Annotated in this window: 12 protein-coding genes; 4 read left to right on the top strand and 8 right to left on the bottom strand. The window is 51.0% G+C overall.

Annotated features, from left to right (window positions below; genetic code table 11):
- Window positions 1-52 precede the first annotated feature (52 nt).
- Window positions 53-892: a carbohydrate ABC transporter permease gene (locus C7B82_RS22030; protein ID WP_106258630.1), complete on the top strand. Its 840-nt coding sequence runs from the start codon at window positions 53-55 to the stop codon at window positions 890-892.
- Between the two features lie 99 nt (window positions 893-991).
- Here C7B82_RS22030 and C7B82_RS22025 read toward each other — a convergent pair whose 3' ends face one another.
- Both C7B82_RS22025 and C7B82_RS22020 read right to left on the bottom strand, forming a co-directional pair.
- Window positions 992-1,882, bottom strand: a complete 891-nt coding sequence (locus C7B82_RS22025; RefSeq protein ID WP_106258629.1) for an alpha/beta fold hydrolase — start codon at window positions 1,880-1,882, stop codon at window positions 992-994.
- A 122-nt stretch (window positions 1,883-2,004) separates the two neighbouring features.
- On the bottom strand, window positions 2,005-2,757 hold the full coding sequence (locus C7B82_RS22020; RefSeq protein WP_106258627.1) for a ferritin-like domain-containing protein: 753 nt from the start codon (window positions 2,755-2,757) through the stop codon (window positions 2,005-2,007).
- Window positions 2,758-3,023: 266 nt separating this feature from the next.
- Here C7B82_RS22020 and C7B82_RS22015 point away from each other — a divergent pair, with 266 nt between their 5' ends.
- Entirely contained in the window at window positions 3,024-4,694 is a 1,671-nt protein-coding gene (locus C7B82_RS22015; RefSeq protein ID WP_425443650.1) for a bifunctional pantoate--beta-alanine ligase/(d)CMP kinase, read from the top strand.
- Between the two features lie 777 nt (window positions 4,695-5,471).
- Here C7B82_RS22015 and metK read toward each other — a convergent pair.
- The 4 genes from metK to nrdR all read right to left on the bottom strand — a co-directional run bounded on the left by metK (window position 5,472) and on the right by nrdR (window position 9,847).
- Complete coding sequence (gene metK / locus C7B82_RS22010; protein ID WP_106258624.1) at window positions 5,472-6,731, bottom strand: methionine adenosyltransferase; 1,260 nt, start codon at window positions 6,729-6,731, stop codon at window positions 5,472-5,474.
- Between the two features lie 340 nt (window positions 6,732-7,071).
- On the bottom strand, window positions 7,072-7,815 hold the full coding sequence (locus C7B82_RS22005) for an HAD family hydrolase (protein WP_106258623.1): 744 nt from the start codon (window positions 7,813-7,815) through the stop codon (window positions 7,072-7,074).
- Window positions 7,816-7,944: 129 nt separating this feature from the next.
- Complete coding sequence (locus C7B82_RS22000) at window positions 7,945-8,919, bottom strand: 30S ribosomal protein S1 (protein WP_106258621.1); 975 nt, start codon at window positions 8,917-8,919, stop codon at window positions 7,945-7,947.
- A 391-nt stretch (window positions 8,920-9,310) separates the two neighbouring features.
- Entirely contained in the window at window positions 9,311-9,847 is a 537-nt protein-coding gene (gene nrdR, locus C7B82_RS21995; RefSeq protein WP_106258619.1) for a transcriptional regulator NrdR, read from the bottom strand.
- 1,272 nt (window positions 9,848-11,119) lie between these two features.
- Here nrdR and C7B82_RS21985 point away from each other — a divergent pair.
- Window positions 11,120-14,608, top strand: a complete 3,489-nt coding sequence (locus tag C7B82_RS21985; protein WP_106258617.1) for a response regulator — start codon at window positions 11,120-11,122, stop codon at window positions 14,606-14,608.
- 88 nt (window positions 14,609-14,696) lie between these two features.
- Here the strand turns inward: C7B82_RS21985 and C7B82_RS21980 are convergent, their stop codons facing one another.
- Both C7B82_RS21980 and C7B82_RS21975 read right to left on the bottom strand, forming a co-directional pair.
- Window positions 14,697-15,602 carry a tetratricopeptide repeat protein gene (locus tag C7B82_RS21980; RefSeq protein WP_106258615.1) on the bottom strand — a complete coding sequence of 302 codons (906 nt, stop codon included), beginning with the start codon at window positions 15,600-15,602 and terminating at the stop codon, window positions 14,697-14,699.
- Window positions 15,603-15,879: 277 nt separating this feature from the next.
- Entirely contained in the window at window positions 15,880-17,535 is a 1,656-nt protein-coding gene (locus C7B82_RS21975) for a mucoidy inhibitor MuiA family protein (protein ID WP_106258614.1), read from the bottom strand.
- Between the two features lie 453 nt (window positions 17,536-17,988).
- Between C7B82_RS21975 and C7B82_RS21970 the strand changes: the two genes are divergently transcribed.
- The gene (locus tag C7B82_RS21970; RefSeq protein ID WP_219904633.1) at window positions 17,989-19,254 is read left to right on the top strand and encodes a glycosyltransferase; all 1,266 of its coding nucleotides are present in this window, start codon (window positions 17,989-17,991) and stop codon (window positions 19,252-19,254) included.
- The last annotated feature ends 434 nt before the right edge of the window (window positions 19,255-19,688 follow it).

The raw sequence follows: 19,688 nt of genomic DNA, 5'->3' as shown, positions 1-19,688 counted from the left end.
TCTTCCTTTTGCCAGGTTGTCTTAGCTGTTGCATCGTTTACGGTCTTTAGACATGGCCCAAGAAAAAACTAGACCATTTTTAGATCATGGCGCGATCGGCTTACTTGCGCCTGCTAGCGTTGCTTTTCTCTTCGCTGGTGCTGGATTTATGCTGCTGCCCTTGGGCGTAGTGGCTGTCACCTCTTTTTTACCCTCCGATGGACTGATGGGTGACACTGGTTGGACCTGGCAAAACTATCATCAGGCGTGGCTCCAGGGAAACTTTCTGCTGGCCTTTGCGAATTCTACACTGGTAGCACTGGTGGTTACTGGCGGCCAGATTGTGACGTCTGCTCTAGCGGGGTATGCCCTAGCACGCTTGCACTTTCGTGGGAGACAGGCGCTTTTGCTGATCATTCTGGCTACGCTGGTGATTCCGTTTCAGATGCTGGCCATTCCCATTTTTCTAGTCTTGAAGTGGGGACATTTGATCAATACCTACGGAGCCTTGATCTTGCCTACGATCGCCAATGGCTTTGGTATTTTTCTACTGAAACAATACTTTCAGACGATTCCAGTGGAATTGGAGGAAGCCGCGGCGATCGACGGCGCAAATCGTCTACAGATTCTTTGGCGAGTCATGTTCCCACTGGCCCGTCCAGCGCTGGTTACATTGTTTCTGTTCACATTTATTGGCGAATGGAATGATCTGTTCAAACCACTCGTGTTTACGACCCGACCCGAACTGCAAACCGTGCAGCTAGCCCTCGCTGAATTTCAAGAGCAATTCACCAGCAGTTGGTCGCTATTGATGGCAGCTGTCGTGATTGCTACGCTTCCAGTCATACTGCTCTTTTTGGTTGGGCAACGGCAGTTTATCCGAGGCATTGCGACTACCGGTCTCAAAAACTGAAGACCGTTTGCAGGGGCTGTGACTTGTCTCGCCTCCTACAAATGGTTCTTCGTCATGCTCTAAAAGGCATGCGTGTTGCTTTGAAGTTCGTTGCTCTGTTTAACGATCGGCCATCACCCACGATCGCAGCAGCTGGTTCACCTGGTCGGGGATCTCATCATGGGGACAGTGACCGGCACGCAAATAGTACTCGGTCAGTTGAGGATGATACTGACGGAACTTTTCGCCTCGCTCTCTGGCATTGATCCAGGGATCTGCTTCACCCCAAAGCATCAACAAAGGGCTGGTGATCTGGCCAAGCAGACGATCAACCTTTTCCCCTTGAGGCGTACGAAACACTGAGGCAAACACTTTGGGTGCGCCGGGATCGCAGGATGGCTGATAGATTTCCTCGACCAACTGCTCTGTGACCGCGTCTTGATCTAAGTAGACCTTTTCCAAAGTCTTGCGGATCAGTGCTTTCTGGCGCACGTACTGAAACAAAAGGAAACTTGCCCAATCTTGTCGAAACAGCGTTTGGACGACTTTGCCCATCACTTCGCGTACTGGATCAGGTTTCGTTGTGCCTTGAATGTCTGTGAAGGGGCCAGCGCTGTTGATGAGTACCAGCCCTGCTGCTGACTCAGGGCGTTGGGCTGCGACACAGAGGGCCGCGTAGCCACCTAAAGAGTTACCCACAAGCACGACTGGTTGACCAATTACTTGAGTAATGAAGTCGTGGAGTTGGTCACGCCATAAATCGCCACTATAAGCACGATCGGGCTTTGCCGATCGACCAAACCCTAAAAGGTCGATCGCCCAGACTTCAAAGTCCTCGCTCAAGCCCGCGATCGTCTTGCGCCAGTGATCTGTAGAGGCACCAAACCCATGAATCAAAAGCAGCGGTGGACGTTCCGCTTGTTTCGTTCCAGCTTTGACATAGTAGATAGGCTGCTGTTGCCATTGCCAATACTGACCAGGCTTTGGCAGCGAAATTGAAGGAGCTTGCATTATTTAGAGAGAAGAATCAGAATCACCTCTCGTATTTTAGCGTTGATGCCTATCGCTAAAGGCTTTCAGGAATTAGTTTCCGTCTGTAGGAACGTTGCATGCAACGTTCCTACGAACATCAATTATGCTGCCAGAGCGGGTTCTGGAGTTGCTGACAGCTCAGATGGCACGCCATCCTGAACGAGAGACGGAGATTTGCTGCTCTTTTGGATGAAGCTGCTGACCATCGCGAGTATGGCGTTCACTTTGCGTGTACGCCAAGAGTCGATGACGGCATCTACTTCTCTAACCATTAAACGCCGCTCTAGTGCTTCTCGCAGATAGGCAGCGTGTCCGGTTTCATCACTGGCGACGCTGAGAATGCCTTTTTTGAGCTTGGCGCTCACAGGCTCATCTTCTGGCAACACATTTGCCATCCGCACAAAATCTTTGCTGGCATCCAGTTCCAGAATGTAGGTGCTTGCCAGAAAGGCAATCCAGTCGATCGCCTCTGGCTTCAACTCTCCCTGCGAGTATCCCTCAAAGTAGGCATCAAAAAAGGGATTGCGCTTTGACTCACCGGACTTTTCTGCTGCTTGCGGTGCTTTCTTAAAATCAATCACCTGCTTATTCAATTGTTTCAGGGCATTGGCGAAGATTTGTCCATGGCGACGCTCATCGTTAGCGTGGCAGGTGAGTTTCTCTGCTAGCCAGGTATCACCTTCAGCAGAGGCACGATCGCGCAACGCCTCTAAATAAGGAACAGAGCCAGACTCCGCTAGTTGCAGGCTTGCCAGCGTGTTTGGGCGCGTGAGCGGGTCACGCATATTACGAGCTGTGATGAATGCAGCCGCACCTGAACCAACCAGATGTAATACTTGCGTGAAAAAGTCCATAGCTATCTGAAGAAGAGCCTACAGACGACATCCTAACGCGCTTCGCCAAAATGGACAGGCGTACTGAAACTCGTTTTGAGTAGCAGCAATAGCAGTCTTGTTGATACGCTTAACAGGTGAAATTTAGGTTTGGGGTGTGAGGCCTTTGCCTTCTCAACAAAATATCAGTCATTTTGGGGGTTGCGGTGCGTTTGTTCAAAACCGTTGCCGGCTTACGTTGTTATCTCAATCGCTATCGTTCCGGTCAACCTCTCTTTGATCGCTTCATGACAGGTGAATCATTGCCTGAGGTCTCGATCGGCTTGGTTCCGACAATGGGATCGCTCCATGCAGGACATTTGAGCCTGATCCAAAAAGCACGACAAGAGAATAAGCTGGTTGTGGTGAGTATTTTTGTTAACCCTCTGCAATTCGGCCCAACCGAAGATTTTCAGCAGTATCCTCGCATGTTAGAGCAGGATCAGGCATTGTGTGAGCAGGCGGGAGTGGATGTGATCTTTGCGCCTAGTGTGGAAGAGATGGGAGTGGGGAGACAGCAATCAGCTGCCAGCCGTCAGCCGTCAGCAGTTAGCAGCCAGAAGGCAGAAGGTGGGAGCCAGAAGACAGAAGACGGAAGTCAGATGTTAGAACTTGAAGCTCAAACTATTTCCTTTGGAGACGCTTCACGTTTCTGGAATACCCAAGCTGATACAAAATCCCCTAGCGCTCAATCCTCGCCCACGCAAGTGATTCCGCCCGAACCAATGACATCTGTATTGTGTGGTCGATCGCGAAGCGGGCACTTTCAAGGTGTGGCGACGATCGTGACGAAGCTGCTCAGCATTGTACAACCGCAGCGAGCGTATTTTGGGCAGAAAGACGCCCAGCAGTTGGCGATTATTCAGCGATTGGTTGAGGACTTAAATTTACCCGTGGCGATCGTGGGCTGTCCCATTGTGCGCGAGCCGAGCGGTCTGGCTTATAGTTCGCGGAATCAGTATTTAACCCCAGAGCAGCGCGCGCAGGCGATTGTGCTTTATCGGGGTTTGAGTCAGGCTGCGCAGGTGTTTCGAGCAGGCGAACGATCGGCTGATGTGTTGATTAATATGGTTAAAACGGAACTGCAAAGCGTGTCGACGATCGACCCAGAATATATTGAATTAGTTCATCCATCCACGTTGGAGCCTTTGGAAATGATTGAGGAAACTGGCTTACTGGCGATCGCGGGTCGCATCGGTTCGACTCGCCTGATTGACAACATCCTTTTGTCCAGCCGTAAGCCTATTGTGGCGATTGACGGCCCTGCTGGGGCTGGAAAATCGACGGTTGCTCGCCAAGTGGCGCAGGTGCTCGATTTACTGTATCTAGACACAGGTGCGATGTATCGTGCGTTGACCTGGCTCGTGCTGCAGTCTGGTCTTGCCGTTGACGATGAACCCAGCATTGCGGAACTGGTGAGTCAGTGTGAGATTGAGCTTAGCGGTCAGCCAACTCTCATGGAAAAACAAGCTACATCTATCAGTGTCTCTATCAATGGTCAAGACGTGACGCAGGAAATTCGGAGCCTGGAAGTGACATCCAATGTGTCTGCGATCGCGGCTCAACCGATCGTCCGCAAGGAACTGGTGCGCCAGCAACGACGGTATGGGAAAAATGGCGGCATCGTCATCGATGGTCGAGACATTGGCACGTATGTTTTTCCTGATGCGGAACTCAAGCTTTTCTTGACCGCTTCTGTACAGGAACGGGCACGTCGTCGGCAGCAAGATCTAAAGAACCAGGGCAAGGACGAAATCAGCCTGGATGAGCTAGAACAGTCAATTTATGATCGCGATCTCAAAGACAGCACTCGTGCGCTTGCTCCCTTACGTCAGGCTGAGGATGCGATCGAAATTCAAACTGACAATCTCAGTATTGTTGAAGTGGTCGATTGGATTGTACGACTTTATCGAGAGTGAACGATCGCTGGGGCGCAGGACTGATTCTAGGCATGGTTGCAATCGCTAAAACCGCATCTGGGGACCTCGACTGTTCACCAGCTTTCCGTTAGTTGCACTGTGTTTTCAGTTTTGTAGCGGACGCGATCAAACGGCCATCACTCAATTGATACGTTCGCAAAAAGACATCTAGTTGCACACCTCGCATCTTTTCGTCTTGCCCAACAATTTAAATTCCCGTGGACTGGCAGCAGGTCCTTCAAAGATGAATTTTGCTGGAATATCGATCGCTTGATTCATATCACGATCGTCTCTCTTTTTGAACCCATAAGCATCTTTTCTGAGACACCGCTTGCCAGTAGAGACGGTGAAATGCCTATCCCAAAATTTGCTTCCTCATAGATGCCTTGAGCGATCAACACAACCATCATCTGCTTTCCCTGCATTTGCTCTACTTCCAGCTTGATCTTGAATGCACTCAGACAACTATTGTGACTGGCTTAGCTGAAAACTCAAACCCCTCACGATTACGAGCTGAAAACTGTCCATTTAGTATTCCAATTGGGTGATATGGCTATAGCCATGCTGGTTAGGACGGGGTGCAGGGGTGGAACCCCTGGCTGGGGGCACGCCCCCACTCCCCCTTTGATCCCAATGTCCTAAGCTTTGTGACAACAGCTATATAAAAATGGCGATCGCAGTTGTCGTGCCAAAAAAGTTTGCAAAAGAAATAGCGGCTGATGAGCAGCCGCTAGAAAAAAGCCTATCAATAACCGACAGCTTTAGAGCTGCTTACATCTAATGCTTAAGCGACAGTGAGTCCTTCAAAGCGGCTTGCAAAAGTGGCGCTTTATCCAATTGCTCCCAGGGCAGATCTAGATCGGTGCGACCCATATGACCATAGGCTGCAACATCCTGATAGAAGCGACCATTGCGCTCTCCTGGAAGATGGCACAAATTGAAGGTTTGGATGATGCCAGCAGGGCGCAATTCAAAGTGCTCTTTGACTAGCTCTAGCAGTCGATCGTCGCTGATTTTGCCTGTCCCAAAGGTGTCAATCATGATGCTAACTGGACGAGCTACCCCGATCGCATAGCTAAGCTGCACTTCACATCGGTCTGCTAAGCCAGCTGCCACAACATTTTTGGCGACATAGCGGCTAGCATAGGCAGCGCTGCGATCGACCTTGGTTGGATCTTTGCCTGAGAAAGCACCGCCACCGTGACGAGAATACCCACCATAGGTATCGACAATGATCTTGCGCCCTGTCAGCCCTGAATCACCTTGAGGACCGCCAATGACAAATTTACCGGTTGGGTTGACCAGAAAGCGAGTGTTGCTGTCAGGCTTCACATCAATGTCGATAAAGACAGGCTGCACGACCAACGACCACAGATCTTCCTTGATCTTGGCTTGAACGGCTGCTTCATCCGTAATGTTGCCAATCGTTGGCGTGTGCTGAGTTGAAACGAGAATGGTGTCAATCCCGATCGGCCGATTGTCTTCGTATAAAACCGTCACCTGCGTTTTACCATCGGGACGCAGGTAAGGGAGTTGACCTGTTTTGCGGACGGTCGCCAGTCGACGCGAAACCCGATGCGCTAGAGAGATGGGTAGCGGCATCAACTCAGGCGTCTCATTACAGGCAAAGCCGAACATAATGCCCTGATCGCCAGCACCAATCAAGTCAAGGTCTTCATCACTTGCCTGCTCACGGGTTTCATGCGCAGCGTCGACACCCTGTGCAATATCTGGTGACTGGGCATCCAGCGCGACCAATACAGCGCAGCTATGTGCTGAGAAACCGCTATCAGCACCAGAATAGCCAATTTCAGCGATTTTTTGCCTAGCCAAATCAATATAATTGACCTTGGCCGTAGAGCTGATTTCACCTGTAATCAGCACGAGTCCCGTATTAACAACGACCTCAGCCGCAACCCGGCTTTTAGGATCTTGGGCCAAGAGGGTGTCTAGAATGGTGTCTGAAATTTGGTCACAGATTTTGTCAGGGTGACCTTCAGTAACGGACTCAGAAGTAAAAAGATAACGTCGGGACAAGCGTCAATCCTCTCTGGCTAACGACTGTTAAGATGACTATAAGCTGACCGTAGATAGTCAACTTGTAGAAGTTGTGCTAGGTCTCGTAAAGTTTAGAGTAAGTTCAGCAGATTATAGCATCTGTACTTGACCGGAAAAACTCACACGAGTGGGTAGGAATTGCAACAACGGCGGAAGCATCGTCTTTGAGAGCAATGGGGGATGACGCTCTCCTCCCTGCCTCTACCTATGAAGGCGATTGTTGAAAAAGATTGTACCTCTTTAGGTCGGTGATGCCTTGTCCTCCTACGTAGGATGAGCAAGTGATGGCTCATTTATGCTCCGGCAACTTAACTAAGTACTAGCCCTTGAAAAGTTGAATTTCCGTTAAGTGCGATATCAGCGCGTCTGCTTGATGAAGCTGTGTGGGCTGAGTCCATCCCCATGTGACGGCAACACAGCCTGCTGCCTTTGCTGCTTTTGCCATTTCAATATCTGCAGCAGAATCACCGATCGCCAGCACATTTTCGGGTAAAACGTTTAGGGCTGCACAAGCTTGATGGAAAACGGTTGGATCGGGTTTCCCAGGACCGCGATCCACTCCTAAACTGACCTGTACCCAGGCCCCCAGTTCGTAGCGTTCCACAAAATCTTTGACATTTTCAGTCGTGTCGGCAGACACAATACCAACCGAGATACCAGTCTCTGACAGGGCTCGCAAAACCTCACGTACGCCCTCAAATAACGGTGTGTTATCTGCTTTGCGCTGAAAGACTTTGTCTGCTTCGGCAAAGGCCGATCGTACCAGGCTTAACGATTGAACCCAATCACGCCCCGTCTCTGCCACATAGGCTGCCGCAGCGATTTCATTTTCATAGCGTGTGCCAACTGCCAGGAGCCCTGCTGAATTCAACTGATCTCCATCGAGCCCAAACGCCATCAGTAAAGGCTCTTGCACGCCAGGAACTTGCGCGTCAATTAAGCGCGATCGCTTCCGACCTAAGTGGCGCAAAAAGGTCTGGGAATCTGCTAGCGTACCGTCTTTGTCGAACAATACTGCCTTAATCGCCTGGAATTGAACGTTGCCGCACTGAATGGTAGCCAAGGGAGTGCTTCCAGTAAGAGAACAAAAAAGAAATGGTCACAAAAAAGAGGAGGTTACCCTCCTCTCTGAGGGATGGAGAGGCACTGCTGCCTCTCCATCCCTCGACAAATTGAAACTGCGCGAATCGAATTATTCGACTGCAGAGGGCAGTTCCTCTAATTCGCCTTCTGGAATCGCCACAGCGATCGTTTGCTGTTGTTGCTGTTGAGCTGCAAGTACCTGTTCACGGTACTTAGCGGCCATTTCCTCTGCCTTGTCATACACAACTTGAGGATTCTTCACCATATCACCAGGCTCAGGTTCCAGTTGCTTAGTGGACAGTGAAATGCGACCCCGTTCCGCGTCCAAATCAATGATCATCACTTTTACTTCATCGTTCACGTTGAAAACGCTGTGAGGCGTATCGATGTGATCGTGAGAGATTTCGGAGATGTGAAGCAGACCACTAACGCCCCCAATATCAATAAAGGCACCATATGGTTTGATCCCGCGAACGGTACCAATGACTACTTCACCAACTTCCAAGCGGTTCATCTTACGCTCAACCAGCGCACGACGATGGCTAAGAACCAGTCGATTCCGTTCTTCATCGACTTCCAAAAACTTCAGCGGCAGCTCTTCGCCAACCAAATCTTCCTTCGGTTTGCGGGTACTGATATGAGAGCCAGGAATGAAGCCGCGCAAGCCCTCAATGCGTACCAATGCACCCCCTCGATTGGTCGCAAAGACGCTGGAGCGCACCGTTGCATCTTCTGCTTGAAGCTGGCGCACCCGTTCCCAAGCGCGCATGTATTCAATGCGTCGAATGGAAAGCGTTAGCTGACCGTCTTCGTTTTCGTCAGCCAGAATGAAAAACTCGCGAGTTTCGTTTGATTGCAACACTTCTTCAGGACCATCAATCCGATTGATTGACATTTCCTGAATCGGAATATAAGCAGCCGTTTTCGCGCCAATGTCAATCAGTGCGCCCCTTGGCTCAAGACTAAACACTGTGCCAGCGACAACATCACCTGGGCTGAAGTGATAGTCGTACTTATCGAGTAGGGCAGCGAAATCCTCGTGGGTAAAGCCAACATCTATTTCTGTCGTTTCCTGATTGACCATGCGAATCGTTTCCTGGTAGTTATCTCCGTAAGATTTTGCCTCCTGTCGATGTATACGCACATTGGGACTGTGCGGCCTACACCCACGTCTCCCCCAACAAGTGGTAGGAGAGCTAAATTTGGACAAATTAATAGCTCAGAAGAACCATGATAACCTATGTGAGGTTACTGGGCATACTCTTTCTCGATCGCTCCAGTCTGCTTGGTTGTTAAGGCAAGCAAACGGATTGAACGCCGAACAGAGACCACTAGTCCAGCATAGCGAATCATATAAAGGACTGTACAGAGTAGTAGACATCTCTCCAGCGTGGTTTGCAGTACGCAAGTGCAGGAGTGGGTTAGGGTGAGTAAGCTTTGCGGCGCTATGGCTGTCTGATAGTCCAGCGTGGATTTTATGACGAGGCAAACATTGAGGCATCGTCAGCTTTTTCAAGTTGACTTGCCTCCCCCTGCACTTGATTTGTTTGCTCCTGATTAGTGTCGCTGCGGAGATGATTGAGGGTATCAACAAAATCGCGAATGCCTTGGAATTTGCGGTAGACCGACGCAAACCGAATATAGGCAACTTCACTCAAGCTGCGCAAACTCTGGAGCACCAATTCACCGATCTCGTAACTGTGGACTTCGCGAACGGCTCGCTGCTGTAGTTCTGCCTCGATTTCGTCAACCAAATTTTCAAGCTGCACAGAAGAAATACCAGTTTTTTCGCAGGCGCGCACGATGCCACGTAATAGCTTGAAGCGATCGAACGACTCACGATCGCCATCCCGTTTGATGACTGTGATGGGGACGTATTCAATGCGCTCATACGTGGTGAAGCGGCGTTCACAGCGCAGACATTCCCGCCGCCGCCGCACGCTTTGACCCGCTTCCGCTGAGCGCGATTCAAGAACACGGTTATCAGTGTATTGGCAGAAGGGACACCGCATGACTAGGGAAGACTCCAAGCGGAAGGAACAAAGATTTGCCGAAGCATGTGCGATACCGTTATAAACCCCAACCGCTAAAACGACACAAATCTAGCAGGCTAAAATTTAAACGTGGCGTTTAGTTGAGTCAATGGCTGCTGCGATCGGAACCTCTAAAAGAAAGGATTAATCTTATTCATGATTATTATGCCCGATCTGTCTCATTAATTTTCTTTGAGCTTAGCCTCTCTTAGACGGGCTGCTTGTTGCACACTGGATGAGTCGGACATTTTTGCAGGTGTGGCTTCCAGTGCTTGTCTCGGCCGCTTTGTCTGGATAGGTTAGTCTTTGGTCATGCGATTGACTTATAGCCATTGATCACTTGCAGGCACTAAACTCTGCAGGTACATATGATGTCTCAGGCGTTCATGGTGACCGTTATGGCGGTTCGTAGCCTGCTTTCGTGGTCAACTTGGGGTGGTCATCTGACACAGGCATGGGATATTAGAGGGCTATAGGGGCAACATAAATAAAAATCGCTGTCAGCGGCATACAAAAATCCTGCTAGAGAAACTAGCATGTGAGAAGTGCATCTATGTCAGGAACTATGAGCTAGCTGTGTTGTGGCAACCAGGTTGATCGAACCAATTTGAGCAGCATTGTGATGGGTGCGGTGAACGTAGGAAACAATCAGAAACAGGCTAAGACAATTGCCTTTTAGACTACTTTGGCTTTTCGGGGGTTCCAATGTTGATGTTGCTCAAAATTAGGCGCTGGAGTCAAAATCTACTTCACGGCCTGGCGCTGACACTACCTCTTGACCTTGCCTTAAGCTGATGGTGCGTGTGCTGGTGGCGACGACAGTTCACGATCGGACGTTAAAAAACGTTTCATCAAGGGCAACCTAAGTGAGGTCTCGTCAATGAGTTTTGCTGACTTAGAGTTGGAGTACTATCGCACTAGTTGGTTGCCTTCATACTGCTGCCGTTTTCAGAGGACGATTTTGAGCGCTTTCTGCTTCATTCTGTGTGGTTATCTGTGTCCTCTCATCGCGTTGAAATGTCTGTTGAGCACGGCTGGCGCTCAAATTCTCAAGCCTCAAAACAAATGTGTACGTAAAAATACTTACGTACAGTCCTTTGAAAGTAGTAGTGACATGCAGGCAGTCAAGAGACGACACACGATAGAACAGGACGATCACGTCAATCGGGAGCACCCAACGCTAATGTTGGGACAAGTCTGTGCTGATCAACGATGGGTTGCCCAGCTGCCCTCACTTTTGGAGAGCGGCGCATGAAAACTCCTTCAGACCACAAGCCCAAGCTCTTGGTCGTCGATGACGAACCAGACAATTTGGATTTGCTATACCGTACATTCCACCGTGAATTCAAGGTTTTGAGAGCTGAGAATGGGCCCATTGCTCTCGATCTGTTGTCCAAGGAAGGCGATATTGCGGTGATCATCTCAGATCAGCGTATGCCGCTGATGAGCGGAACAGAGTTTTTGAGTCTGACGGCAACGCAGTACCCCGACATTATGCGGATTATCTTGACGGGGTATACAGATGTTGAGGATCTGGTCGAGGCCATTAACTCTGGCAAAGTGTTTAAGTATGTCACAAAGCCCTGGGATGACGATGAACTGAAGGGGGTTGTGCGTCAAGCGGCGGATACGCATAACGTACTTAAAACACGGACGCGCGAACTGCGACGATCGCTGCGGCAAGAGTCACTTCTCAATGCAGTCACAAGTACCATTCGTAGCGATCTCAGCTACCGTCAAATTCTGCATACGATCGGGGAAACGGTCGGTCACATTTTGGAGGTCAGCAGCTGCGTCGTGCGTCCCTTGCAGGATGGGCTGATGGATGACGATTGGTTCGTTTATGTCAATGAACAATCAGCAGTAGCTGACGCCTCTCAATTAGCCAAGCAAAAGACAATGCTGGCACGGACTGTTTGGGAGACTCGTGAGATTGAGGTGATTCAGGACGTTGAAACGCACGATCGCTGGCAAGGTGATGCGCCTGAACTCCAACAACGACAGCAAGTCTATGCGGCTGCAGGGATACACTCTAGCTTGATTGTGCCGTTGGTGTGCCAGCAGGAGTTGATGGCAATGCTGGCGCTCCATCAATGTGACGAACCGCGCTTCTGGCAGGAAGATGAAGTGCAACTCCTGCGGTTAGTGGCAGACCAAGCCGCGCTGGCACTTTTTCAAGCCCGTACTTATGAGCAGGTGCGTGCACTGGCTAAACGAGAAGCGTTAATTAACACCATTACCACGGCCATTCGTTCTAGCCTTGATCCCCAAGAAATTTTTGCGGCGATTACACAGCAGCTTGGGCAAGCCCTCCATGCCGATGGATGTGCCTTGTCGCTGTGGACGCGGGAAGATGAGTTTGTGCAGTTGGTTGGGTTGCACGATGCAGCTCATAGCGGTTGGGCAATAACTTCTACACCCCATGAACAGAATGCTCTGAGCGCCGCTGATGCCTTACCGCCAAAGATGCAGCAGCCGTCACCAGAGGGCGATGGGGCACCACGTCTGCTGCCTCAATCCACTGTGCCGATCGAAGGCAATCCTGTACTTAAACAGCTGCTGCTCACGCAACAGCCTGTCGTGATCAGTGACTTGGAGCAGGATCCGATGATGACGGTTTCTGAACAGCCATTTCGCAACCCAGCCCGGGCGTTGCTGGTGGTGCCGTTGATCCTGGATGGTCAGATTATTGGCAGCATTTCTCTGCGTCAGAACCGTCAATCGCGTCGCTGGCAGCCTTCAGAGATTGAGCTGGCGCAAGCGGTGGCGGTGCAAGCAGCGATCGCGGTGCACCAGTCTCGCCTGTATCAGAAAACCCGTCAGCAAGCAGAGCAACTCTTAGAGCTAGATCAACAAAAAACAGAGTTCTTTCAAAATATTTCTCACGAGTTTCGCACACCGTTGACGCTGATGATTGGGCCGTTGGAGTCAGCGATCGCCCAACAGCAAGGGTTGTCCCACGACCAGGCAACCGTGGCGCTACGAAACTCGCGTCGTTTGCTGCGGTTGGTCAACCAACTCCTCGATCTCCAGCGCTTGGATGCTGGACGCATGCAGCCTAGTTTTCGTCCGTGTGACCTGGTGGAATTTGTCAGTCAGACGGTAGATTCCTTCCGGCCTTACTGCGAGAAAAAAGGCATCGTGCTTACGACTCGCCTCACTTCCTGTCCACAGGTGTATCTTGATCTAGAAAAATTTGACAAGGTACTGTACAACCTCTTGTCAAACGCGATGAAGTTTACGCCAGAAGGCGGCACGATTACCGTGATGCTTCAGCCTGCTGGCGATCACTGCTTACTTAAAGTGACAGACACTGGCATTGGCATTCGCCCTGACCAGATGCCGCACTTGTTTGAGCGCTTTCGACAGGCAGAGGGATCAGCGAACCGCAGCTACGAAGGTAGCGGCTTGGGACTGGCACTGGTGAAGGAACTGGTTGATCTGCATGGTGGGCAAATTTCAGTCGAGTCTGTTTATGGCTCAGGCACAACCTTTACGGTTTGGCTGCAAACAGGGATGACGCATTTACCGCCGCAGCAACTGATCGAAGTGCAAAGCGAAGCTCAGCCCAGCCGTGCCTCCGTGGAGTTGGCCGATGTCGAAATGGAGCTGTACGAAGATCAGAGTGGAGAAGATGGATTGCTCGCTGGATCGCCCACAAAAGCCGATGCTTCACGCATCCTCATCGTGGATGACAACCCAGATTTGCGTACCTACGTTTCAACCATTTTGCGCGAACAGGGCTATCGGATTTGGACGGCTCGCAACGGGGCTGAAGGGTTTCAGAGCGCACAAAAGCATCGCCCGCAATTAATTGTGACCGATTTGATGATGCCGATGGTGTCGGGTCTGGATATGATTCGGATGATTCGTGAGGATGACGATCTGAAGGGCATTCCCATTATTCTGCTGACTGCGAAAGCTGACGAGGACACGCGCATTGAGGGCGTCGAGCGGGGAGCTGATGCGTATCTGTCGAAACCGTTTAGCGATCGCGAACTCCTGGCAGAAGTCCGTAACCTGCTGGCACTGAAAGCGAACGAACAGCGGGTCGCCGAACTGAATACCTATTTGACTGAATCTGTTCTCAAGCGCTTTCTGCCGCCATCGCTGGTACAACGTGCCGCACGGGGCGAACTAGTGCTTGATCTCCGTCCTGAACCGCGCATGGTCACCGTGTTGTTTAGCGACATCATTGGCTTTACACAATTGTCTAACACGCTGCGATCGCGTCGCGTCGCCGAACTGTTGAACGAATACCTCGCTGAAATGACCCGCGCTGTGTTTGACAATGGCGGCACGGTTGATAAATTCATGGGCGATGCGATTTTGGCACTGTTTGGCTCACCCGAAGAGATGACGCCTAACGAACAAGTGCGCCGTGCGATCGCTGCTGCCCGACAAATGCAGCGCTCGCTCCACCTACTCAACAAACGTTGGCAAGAGCAAGGTATCAGCCAGGTACAGTTCCGCTGTGGCATTCACCAGGGCACTGCTGTGGTTGGGATGTTTGGCGGCGCAGAGCGATCGGACTACACCGCGATCGGCCCCAGCGTCAACATCGCCTCCCGCATTCAAGAAGCCGCTGAACCCGATTGCATCCTGGTTTCTGCTGCGGTCGCAGACTACTTAGAACAAGACGAAATCACCAAATTCAGCCCACTGCGGCTCAAAGGTGTGGATGAAACGGTTCTAACCTTTGCGGTAACACCAGAACCAAGTCCCCATGCTCGGCACTAGAAGGCAGGAGGCCGATGGCACGAGTCTAGAGATTGGGCAACGTTCACTGCTTCCAACTCAAAACTCAAAACTCACTCCTTCCCCTCTCCTACCGTCCTGCTTTCGCTTTTTGCAACTGTTGTTCAGCTTTCGTTGCCCAGGGGCTATTGCCCTGTTTTGCATATAAATCTTTGGCGTAGGTCAAGACCTTCTGCGCGTCGTCAAATTTGTTTTGACGCATAAAGACCAGGCCAGCCGCGTAGTAGGCGTTGGCGTAGTTGGAGTTGGCTTGTGCCGATCGCCGAAAGGCATTCAAGGCTCCGTTCAAATCACCCTGGGTAAAGAGTAGCGACCCAAGATTGTAGTGAGCTTCGGCGTAATTAGGATCGATTTTGATGGCTTGCTCGAAGGCCGCGCGGGCTTCCTTGGGCTTGCGCTGTTGGTTGTAGACCAACCCTAAGTGATAAGCCGGTTCAGGTGCTGTGGGACTAAGCCCGATCGCCGTTCTGTAGGTACTGATTGCCTGATCAAAACTCCCCTGACGTTCTAACACGAGCCCTAAGTTATAGTGAGCCAACCCTAGCTTGGGATTGAGTTCGACGGCACGCTGCAAATAATCTCTGGCTTGAGGCAGGTTGTTTCCTTCTAGCAGTGCGGCACCCAAATTGGCATAGGCAAGGGCAAAGGTGGGGTCGGTCTGCGTCGCTTGATAAAAAGCATTGGCTGCAGGCTGTAGCTGTCCCTGCTGGCGCAGTGCGAGCCCCAGGTTGTAATGAGCGGCAGACATGCGGGGATCGAGCTGAGTAGCGCGACGAAAAGCATCGATCGCATCACTCAACTTCCCTTGCTGAATGTACTGAATACCTTGATTGATAGCGCTTTCTGCGGTTTGAGCCGCTTGAGCAACCTGAACGGCTGGCCGTGCTAGACCGATCGCTGGTGAGAGCAGCAAATTACTACCGAGCATTATTAACCCAATCAATCCACTGAGGTGCCATTGCCGCTGTGCTTGCATAGATTCGTTGCCCAATATCTGATAAGCGAATGTCTGATAAGTCAAGTATCTAATCGTCGAATGTCTTCTGGTAGTTGCTCTTTGCATTCACTGACACCAGACAAATGTGGAGCCAACGAATGTTGACGCTATTTTACAGGAACGAGCGCAAAACCAGCCCCCAAGCCAGATGAACTTCATGTTGAGGCTCGATCGCGTTTAGAGCACACCGCTAGATATAGCCGTTTTAAATGAAGCGAGCAGATGGGACTGAAAGCTGATCGCTGACCACTGATAGCTATACGTCCAAACCGACAACGGTCAGCGCAGGTGCGTGTTCCACCGTGAACTGATAGGAAATTTCCTGCTGCCCTTTGGGTTGTAGCTGCAGTGACCATGCCAAAAGTCCCATTTCGCCAACCTGAATTTGTGGGCTTGTGCGGTTCAGGCGGACTTTGATTTGCTCATTGCGGCTCACCGGAAGCTGTTCGGTCAGGACGAGTGATGCTTCTTGATCGCGTAGATTGATCACGCTGAGGCGATAGGCGTAGGTAATGCGCCGCTGACTGCCAATGAGTTGCTTATCAACTTTGCGTTCAATCAGATCGCGGGTAATTCTCAGCCCTTCGTCAATGCCCAGGTTGAGCTTAAACTCCTGACCAGGAGCAATATTTTCTAGCAATGTGGTGCCGACAAAACGGTTGTCGCGGAAGATATTTGCCTGACCCGGTAACAGCGTTGCACCGTCCGGTGGATTAGTGACAACGGCTTGCAGATACGCAAAACTCACAAGCTTGGGTATGGCGACGTATTCCAGACGTGACGGGTAATCATCGCTGAAGATCGTGATCTTATGAAATGTACCGTCAGTAGGAATGTTGTTGTTGCCATCGATCGAAAAAGTGACAATGCCACCTTCGTTTGTGATTTGCGCAGCGGGTGCTTCCGCAACCAGCAATTCCTGCATTGCAGCGGAGCCAAAAGCCGTTTCATTCATGGCCGTATCTGCAAGCAGCTTATAGTGATCCTCATCATTACTGCCTGGTGCGGCTGAAGCAACGGCACGTTGGCGGGACATCATGGGCGCTGGTGTTGGTAAAGGGCTAAACACATCCACATACCAGGGCGATAGTTTGGGCGGCAGGGTTCCGAGCCCAGGTTTAGCGGTTGAGAGCGTCAGGGCAATGGCGCTCCAGTCTTCACCAGTGGTTTGCTTTACGTCTGCAAGGTAGGTCAGGTGAACACGATGATCAGTGCTGTTGACGCGCACATCGTAGAGCGGTTGCCAACTAGCGCGATCGCATACGTAGGATACCTCCAGTTCAAACTCTCCCGCTCCTGAGGGCGCAATGTTTACCGCCAGCCGGTAGCTTTCCTGTGGGCGTGGCGTTTGAATTTGTTGCAGTTGCTGGTACAGCGCTTGAATCTGTTTTTGCAGTTGAGTGTGTTCACGATCGTGCTGAGCGATTGCGTCCGATGCATCGCCATAGCGCTGTCCCAGAAAGTTCAGCAAGTTACGCGTTTCAGCGAGGCTTACCTGTTGTTGGGCGAGACTGCGGGAAAAGCGATCGGCGGCTTTTTCACTCAGGGTTTGAATAAAGTTTCGCTGTAGGTTTGCGGCTGCGAGTTTGTCCTGCACAGAGCGTTGTTCGTCCACCAACTGTTCAATTTGTGCCGTGAGCTGGGCGACCCGATCGGCGACTGGTTCTGTGGCAAACTGGCGTTCTGTCTGTACGCCTAACAGCCTAACTGCAACCGTACCGGTACCCGCCGCTCGCACTGATTCTGGTTGCAGGGTCAAAGGCAATGCGTCAAGCATTAGCGTTTGCTCTTGGCCTGTTAGGGTCAGTCTGCCGCGCCGCGTGACGAGTGCCTGGTGGGTGTAAACAGTAACGGCTGTGATGCGAGTTTCTAACGGAATGACGGCTGCATTGGGTGTTGCGAGTGTGTCCATTGCTACGGGTTGGCGAGGGTAAGCCTAGTTAATACGCCAACGCTAGCACATGCGCCAAACGTTTTTGGAGGCTAAGATTCAGTGCTGAAAGTGCTTCTGGACAGCAGCTATATCGGTAGGAGGGACTTAACGGTCAGTCGCTAAGCTGGCGTTCATAGCTGAAAGCTGACGACTCTTCTCAATGATGATTCAGTCGCGCGATCGACATGGGGCACATTCCTGGGCCTCTTGCGTCTAAGGAGGACAGTGCTCACTTTACAGAAGATTTACACAATGACCGCTCTGTGTAAACCTGGTGAGAGGCAAGAAGGGCAGTGATTTTGTTTTATAAGCAAGATTAATGGTTCAGCAATCGTCACCTGCGGCTGTTCCGTATTCGGCTCGTCAATGACTAGCAGCTCATAACACTGCTGCTTCTGTGCTGATATCCAAACTAATCAACTCAAAATGTCTATGGTGACAACTGGCTACAATCAGCTTCTGCCTGAACTTTCAGGGCTATTGCAGGTGCCACGGCGATCGCTGTCGGCACAGCCGTTTGACGGTATAGCGGAGGGTCAAGCAGTCGCGATCGGTGCAGTACGCTTCTCTTTGGTAGTACCGACCTACAACGAGAGTCATAACATTGAGCGGATTGTGGCGCTATTGAGTCAGCAGTTGGATGCTGTGCTGCCCCACGATTACGAAATTATTGTGGTTGATGATGATAGCCCGGATGGTACCTGGCGGATAGCACAGGCGCTAATGTCTCGCTATCCCTTTTTGCGCGTGATGCGTCGCCAGGCGGAGCGAGGGCTTTCGACGGCAGTGATTCGTGGCTGGCAGGTCTCGCGGGGTGAGGTTTTAGGGGTCATTGATGGCGATTTGCAGCATCCACCGGAAGTGCTGCAGCAGCTTCTCGCTGCGATCACGCAGGGTGCCGCGTTAGCGGTGGCCAGTCGCAATGCGGATGGCGGTGGTGTTAGTACCTGGAGCGCGATGCGACGGTTTTTGTCGCGGGGTGCTCAACTGCTGGGGCTGGTGTTGCTGCCCGATGTCGTGAGTCGTGTGTCTGATCCTATGAGCGGCTACTTTCTGGTGCGCCGCAGTGCCATTGCGGGACGATCGCTCCATCCGCTGGGCTACAAAATTTTGCTGGAAGTGCTTGGACGTGGCGAGATTGAGCAGATTGCGGAAGTGGGCTATGTGTTCCAGGAGCGCGAAGCTGGGGAAAGCAAAGTTACCTGGAAGCAGTACCGTGACTACATCTATCATCTACTACGTTTGCGCGTGTCGTTGGGACGACTGGGGCGCGTGAGCCAGAAGCTAAACTTTCCGTTCATCCGGTTTGCTCGGTTTGCTTTTGTGGGCTTGAGCGGACTGGTTGTGGATATGGGGCTACTGTATTTACTACATAGCACGTTGGGGTTTGGGCTGACCCGCAGCGCGATCGTGGCTGCGGAACTGGCGATTATCAATAATTTTGTCTGGAACGATCGCTGGACGTTTGGCGATCTGGCGCAACAACAGCAAAAGCGGCATCAGGTTATTAAGCGTTTTGCTAAGTTCAACCTGATTTGCTTAATGGGGCTGATTCTTAAAATTCTGATCCTAAATCTGTTCTTTAATGCGCTGCATTTCAATCCTTACCTGTCGAATTTTCTGGCGATCGTCATGGTTACACTCTGGAACTTCTGGATTAACTTGAAGCTGAGTTGGCGCATTACTCAGGTGAAATAACGCAAGTACTCAGGACGTTGATCTTCGCTACTGACGAGAAGGCAACGGACTATGGTTGAACTGAAGCGGTCGCAACAGTTTGCGCTGCCATGCGTGTTAGTCGGGGAACGGATTACCTTAAGGTGATGTGCTGTAGAAAGTGCATTGTCTGCTTTGCAATGTGTCGACGAAAACAAGCATTTTTACAACTTGGTCGCTATCATACGGGTAGTTAGCTGGTGGCTAACGATGACCTGCTATGAAAGCTTAGAGAGCTTCTATTGTTGCGCTCATGAATCAGGCTTTAGTGAAAGTTTTGCTTTAGTAAAGGATCATTTAAGAGAAACTCTTTGGCCTGCAAAGCTTTGTAAAAGTGACAGATGAGAGCGTAATCGGTTGAGACGTACAGTTTAAATTTTCGGCACCGGTCGCTGAATAGTATTGCTGAATATCGT

The sequence above is a fragment of the Stenomitos frigidus ULC18 genome, assembly GCF_003003795.1.
Lineage (GTDB): Bacteria > Cyanobacteriota > Cyanobacteriia > Leptolyngbyales > Leptolyngbyaceae > Stenomitos > Stenomitos frigidus_A.
This window is presented reverse-complemented; position numbering and strand designations above follow the sequence as displayed.

What these genes read in the sequence shown, in the direction of transcription:
- C7B82_RS22030 (WP_106258630.1), top strand. Translation starts at nt 53, where the DNA reads ATGGCCCAAGAAAAAACTAGACCATTTTTAGATCATGGCGCGATCGGC.
- C7B82_RS22025 (WP_106258629.1), bottom strand. Translation starts at nt 1,882, where the DNA reads ATGCAAGCTCCTTCAATTTCGCTGCCAAAGCCTGGTCAGTATTGGCAA.
- C7B82_RS22020 (WP_106258627.1), bottom strand. Translation starts at nt 2,757, where the DNA reads ATGGACTTTTTCACGCAAGTATTACATCTGGTTGGTTCAGGTGCGGCT.
- C7B82_RS22015 (WP_425443650.1), top strand. Translation starts at nt 3,024, where the DNA reads ATGACAGGTGAATCATTGCCTGAGGTCTCGATCGGCTTGGTTCCGACA.
- C7B82_RS22000 (WP_106258621.1), bottom strand. Translation starts at nt 8,919, where the DNA reads ATGGTCAATCAGGAAACGACAGAAATAGATGTTGGCTTTACCCACGAG.
- nrdR (WP_106258619.1), bottom strand. Translation starts at nt 9,847, where the DNA reads ATGCGGTGTCCCTTCTGCCAATACACTGATAACCGTGTTCTTGAATCG.
- C7B82_RS21985 (WP_106258617.1), top strand. Translation starts at nt 11,120, where the DNA reads ATGAAAACTCCTTCAGACCACAAGCCCAAGCTCTTGGTCGTCGATGAC.
- C7B82_RS21980 (WP_106258615.1), bottom strand. Translation starts at nt 15,602, where the DNA reads ATGCAAGCACAGCGGCAATGGCACCTCAGTGGATTGATTGGGTTAATA.
- C7B82_RS21975 (WP_106258614.1), bottom strand. Translation starts at nt 17,535, where the DNA reads ATGGACACACTCGCAACACCCAATGCAGCCGTCATTCCGTTAGAAACT.
- C7B82_RS21970 (WP_219904633.1), top strand. Translation starts at nt 17,989, where the DNA reads ATGGTGACAACTGGCTACAATCAGCTTCTGCCTGAACTTTCAGGGCTA.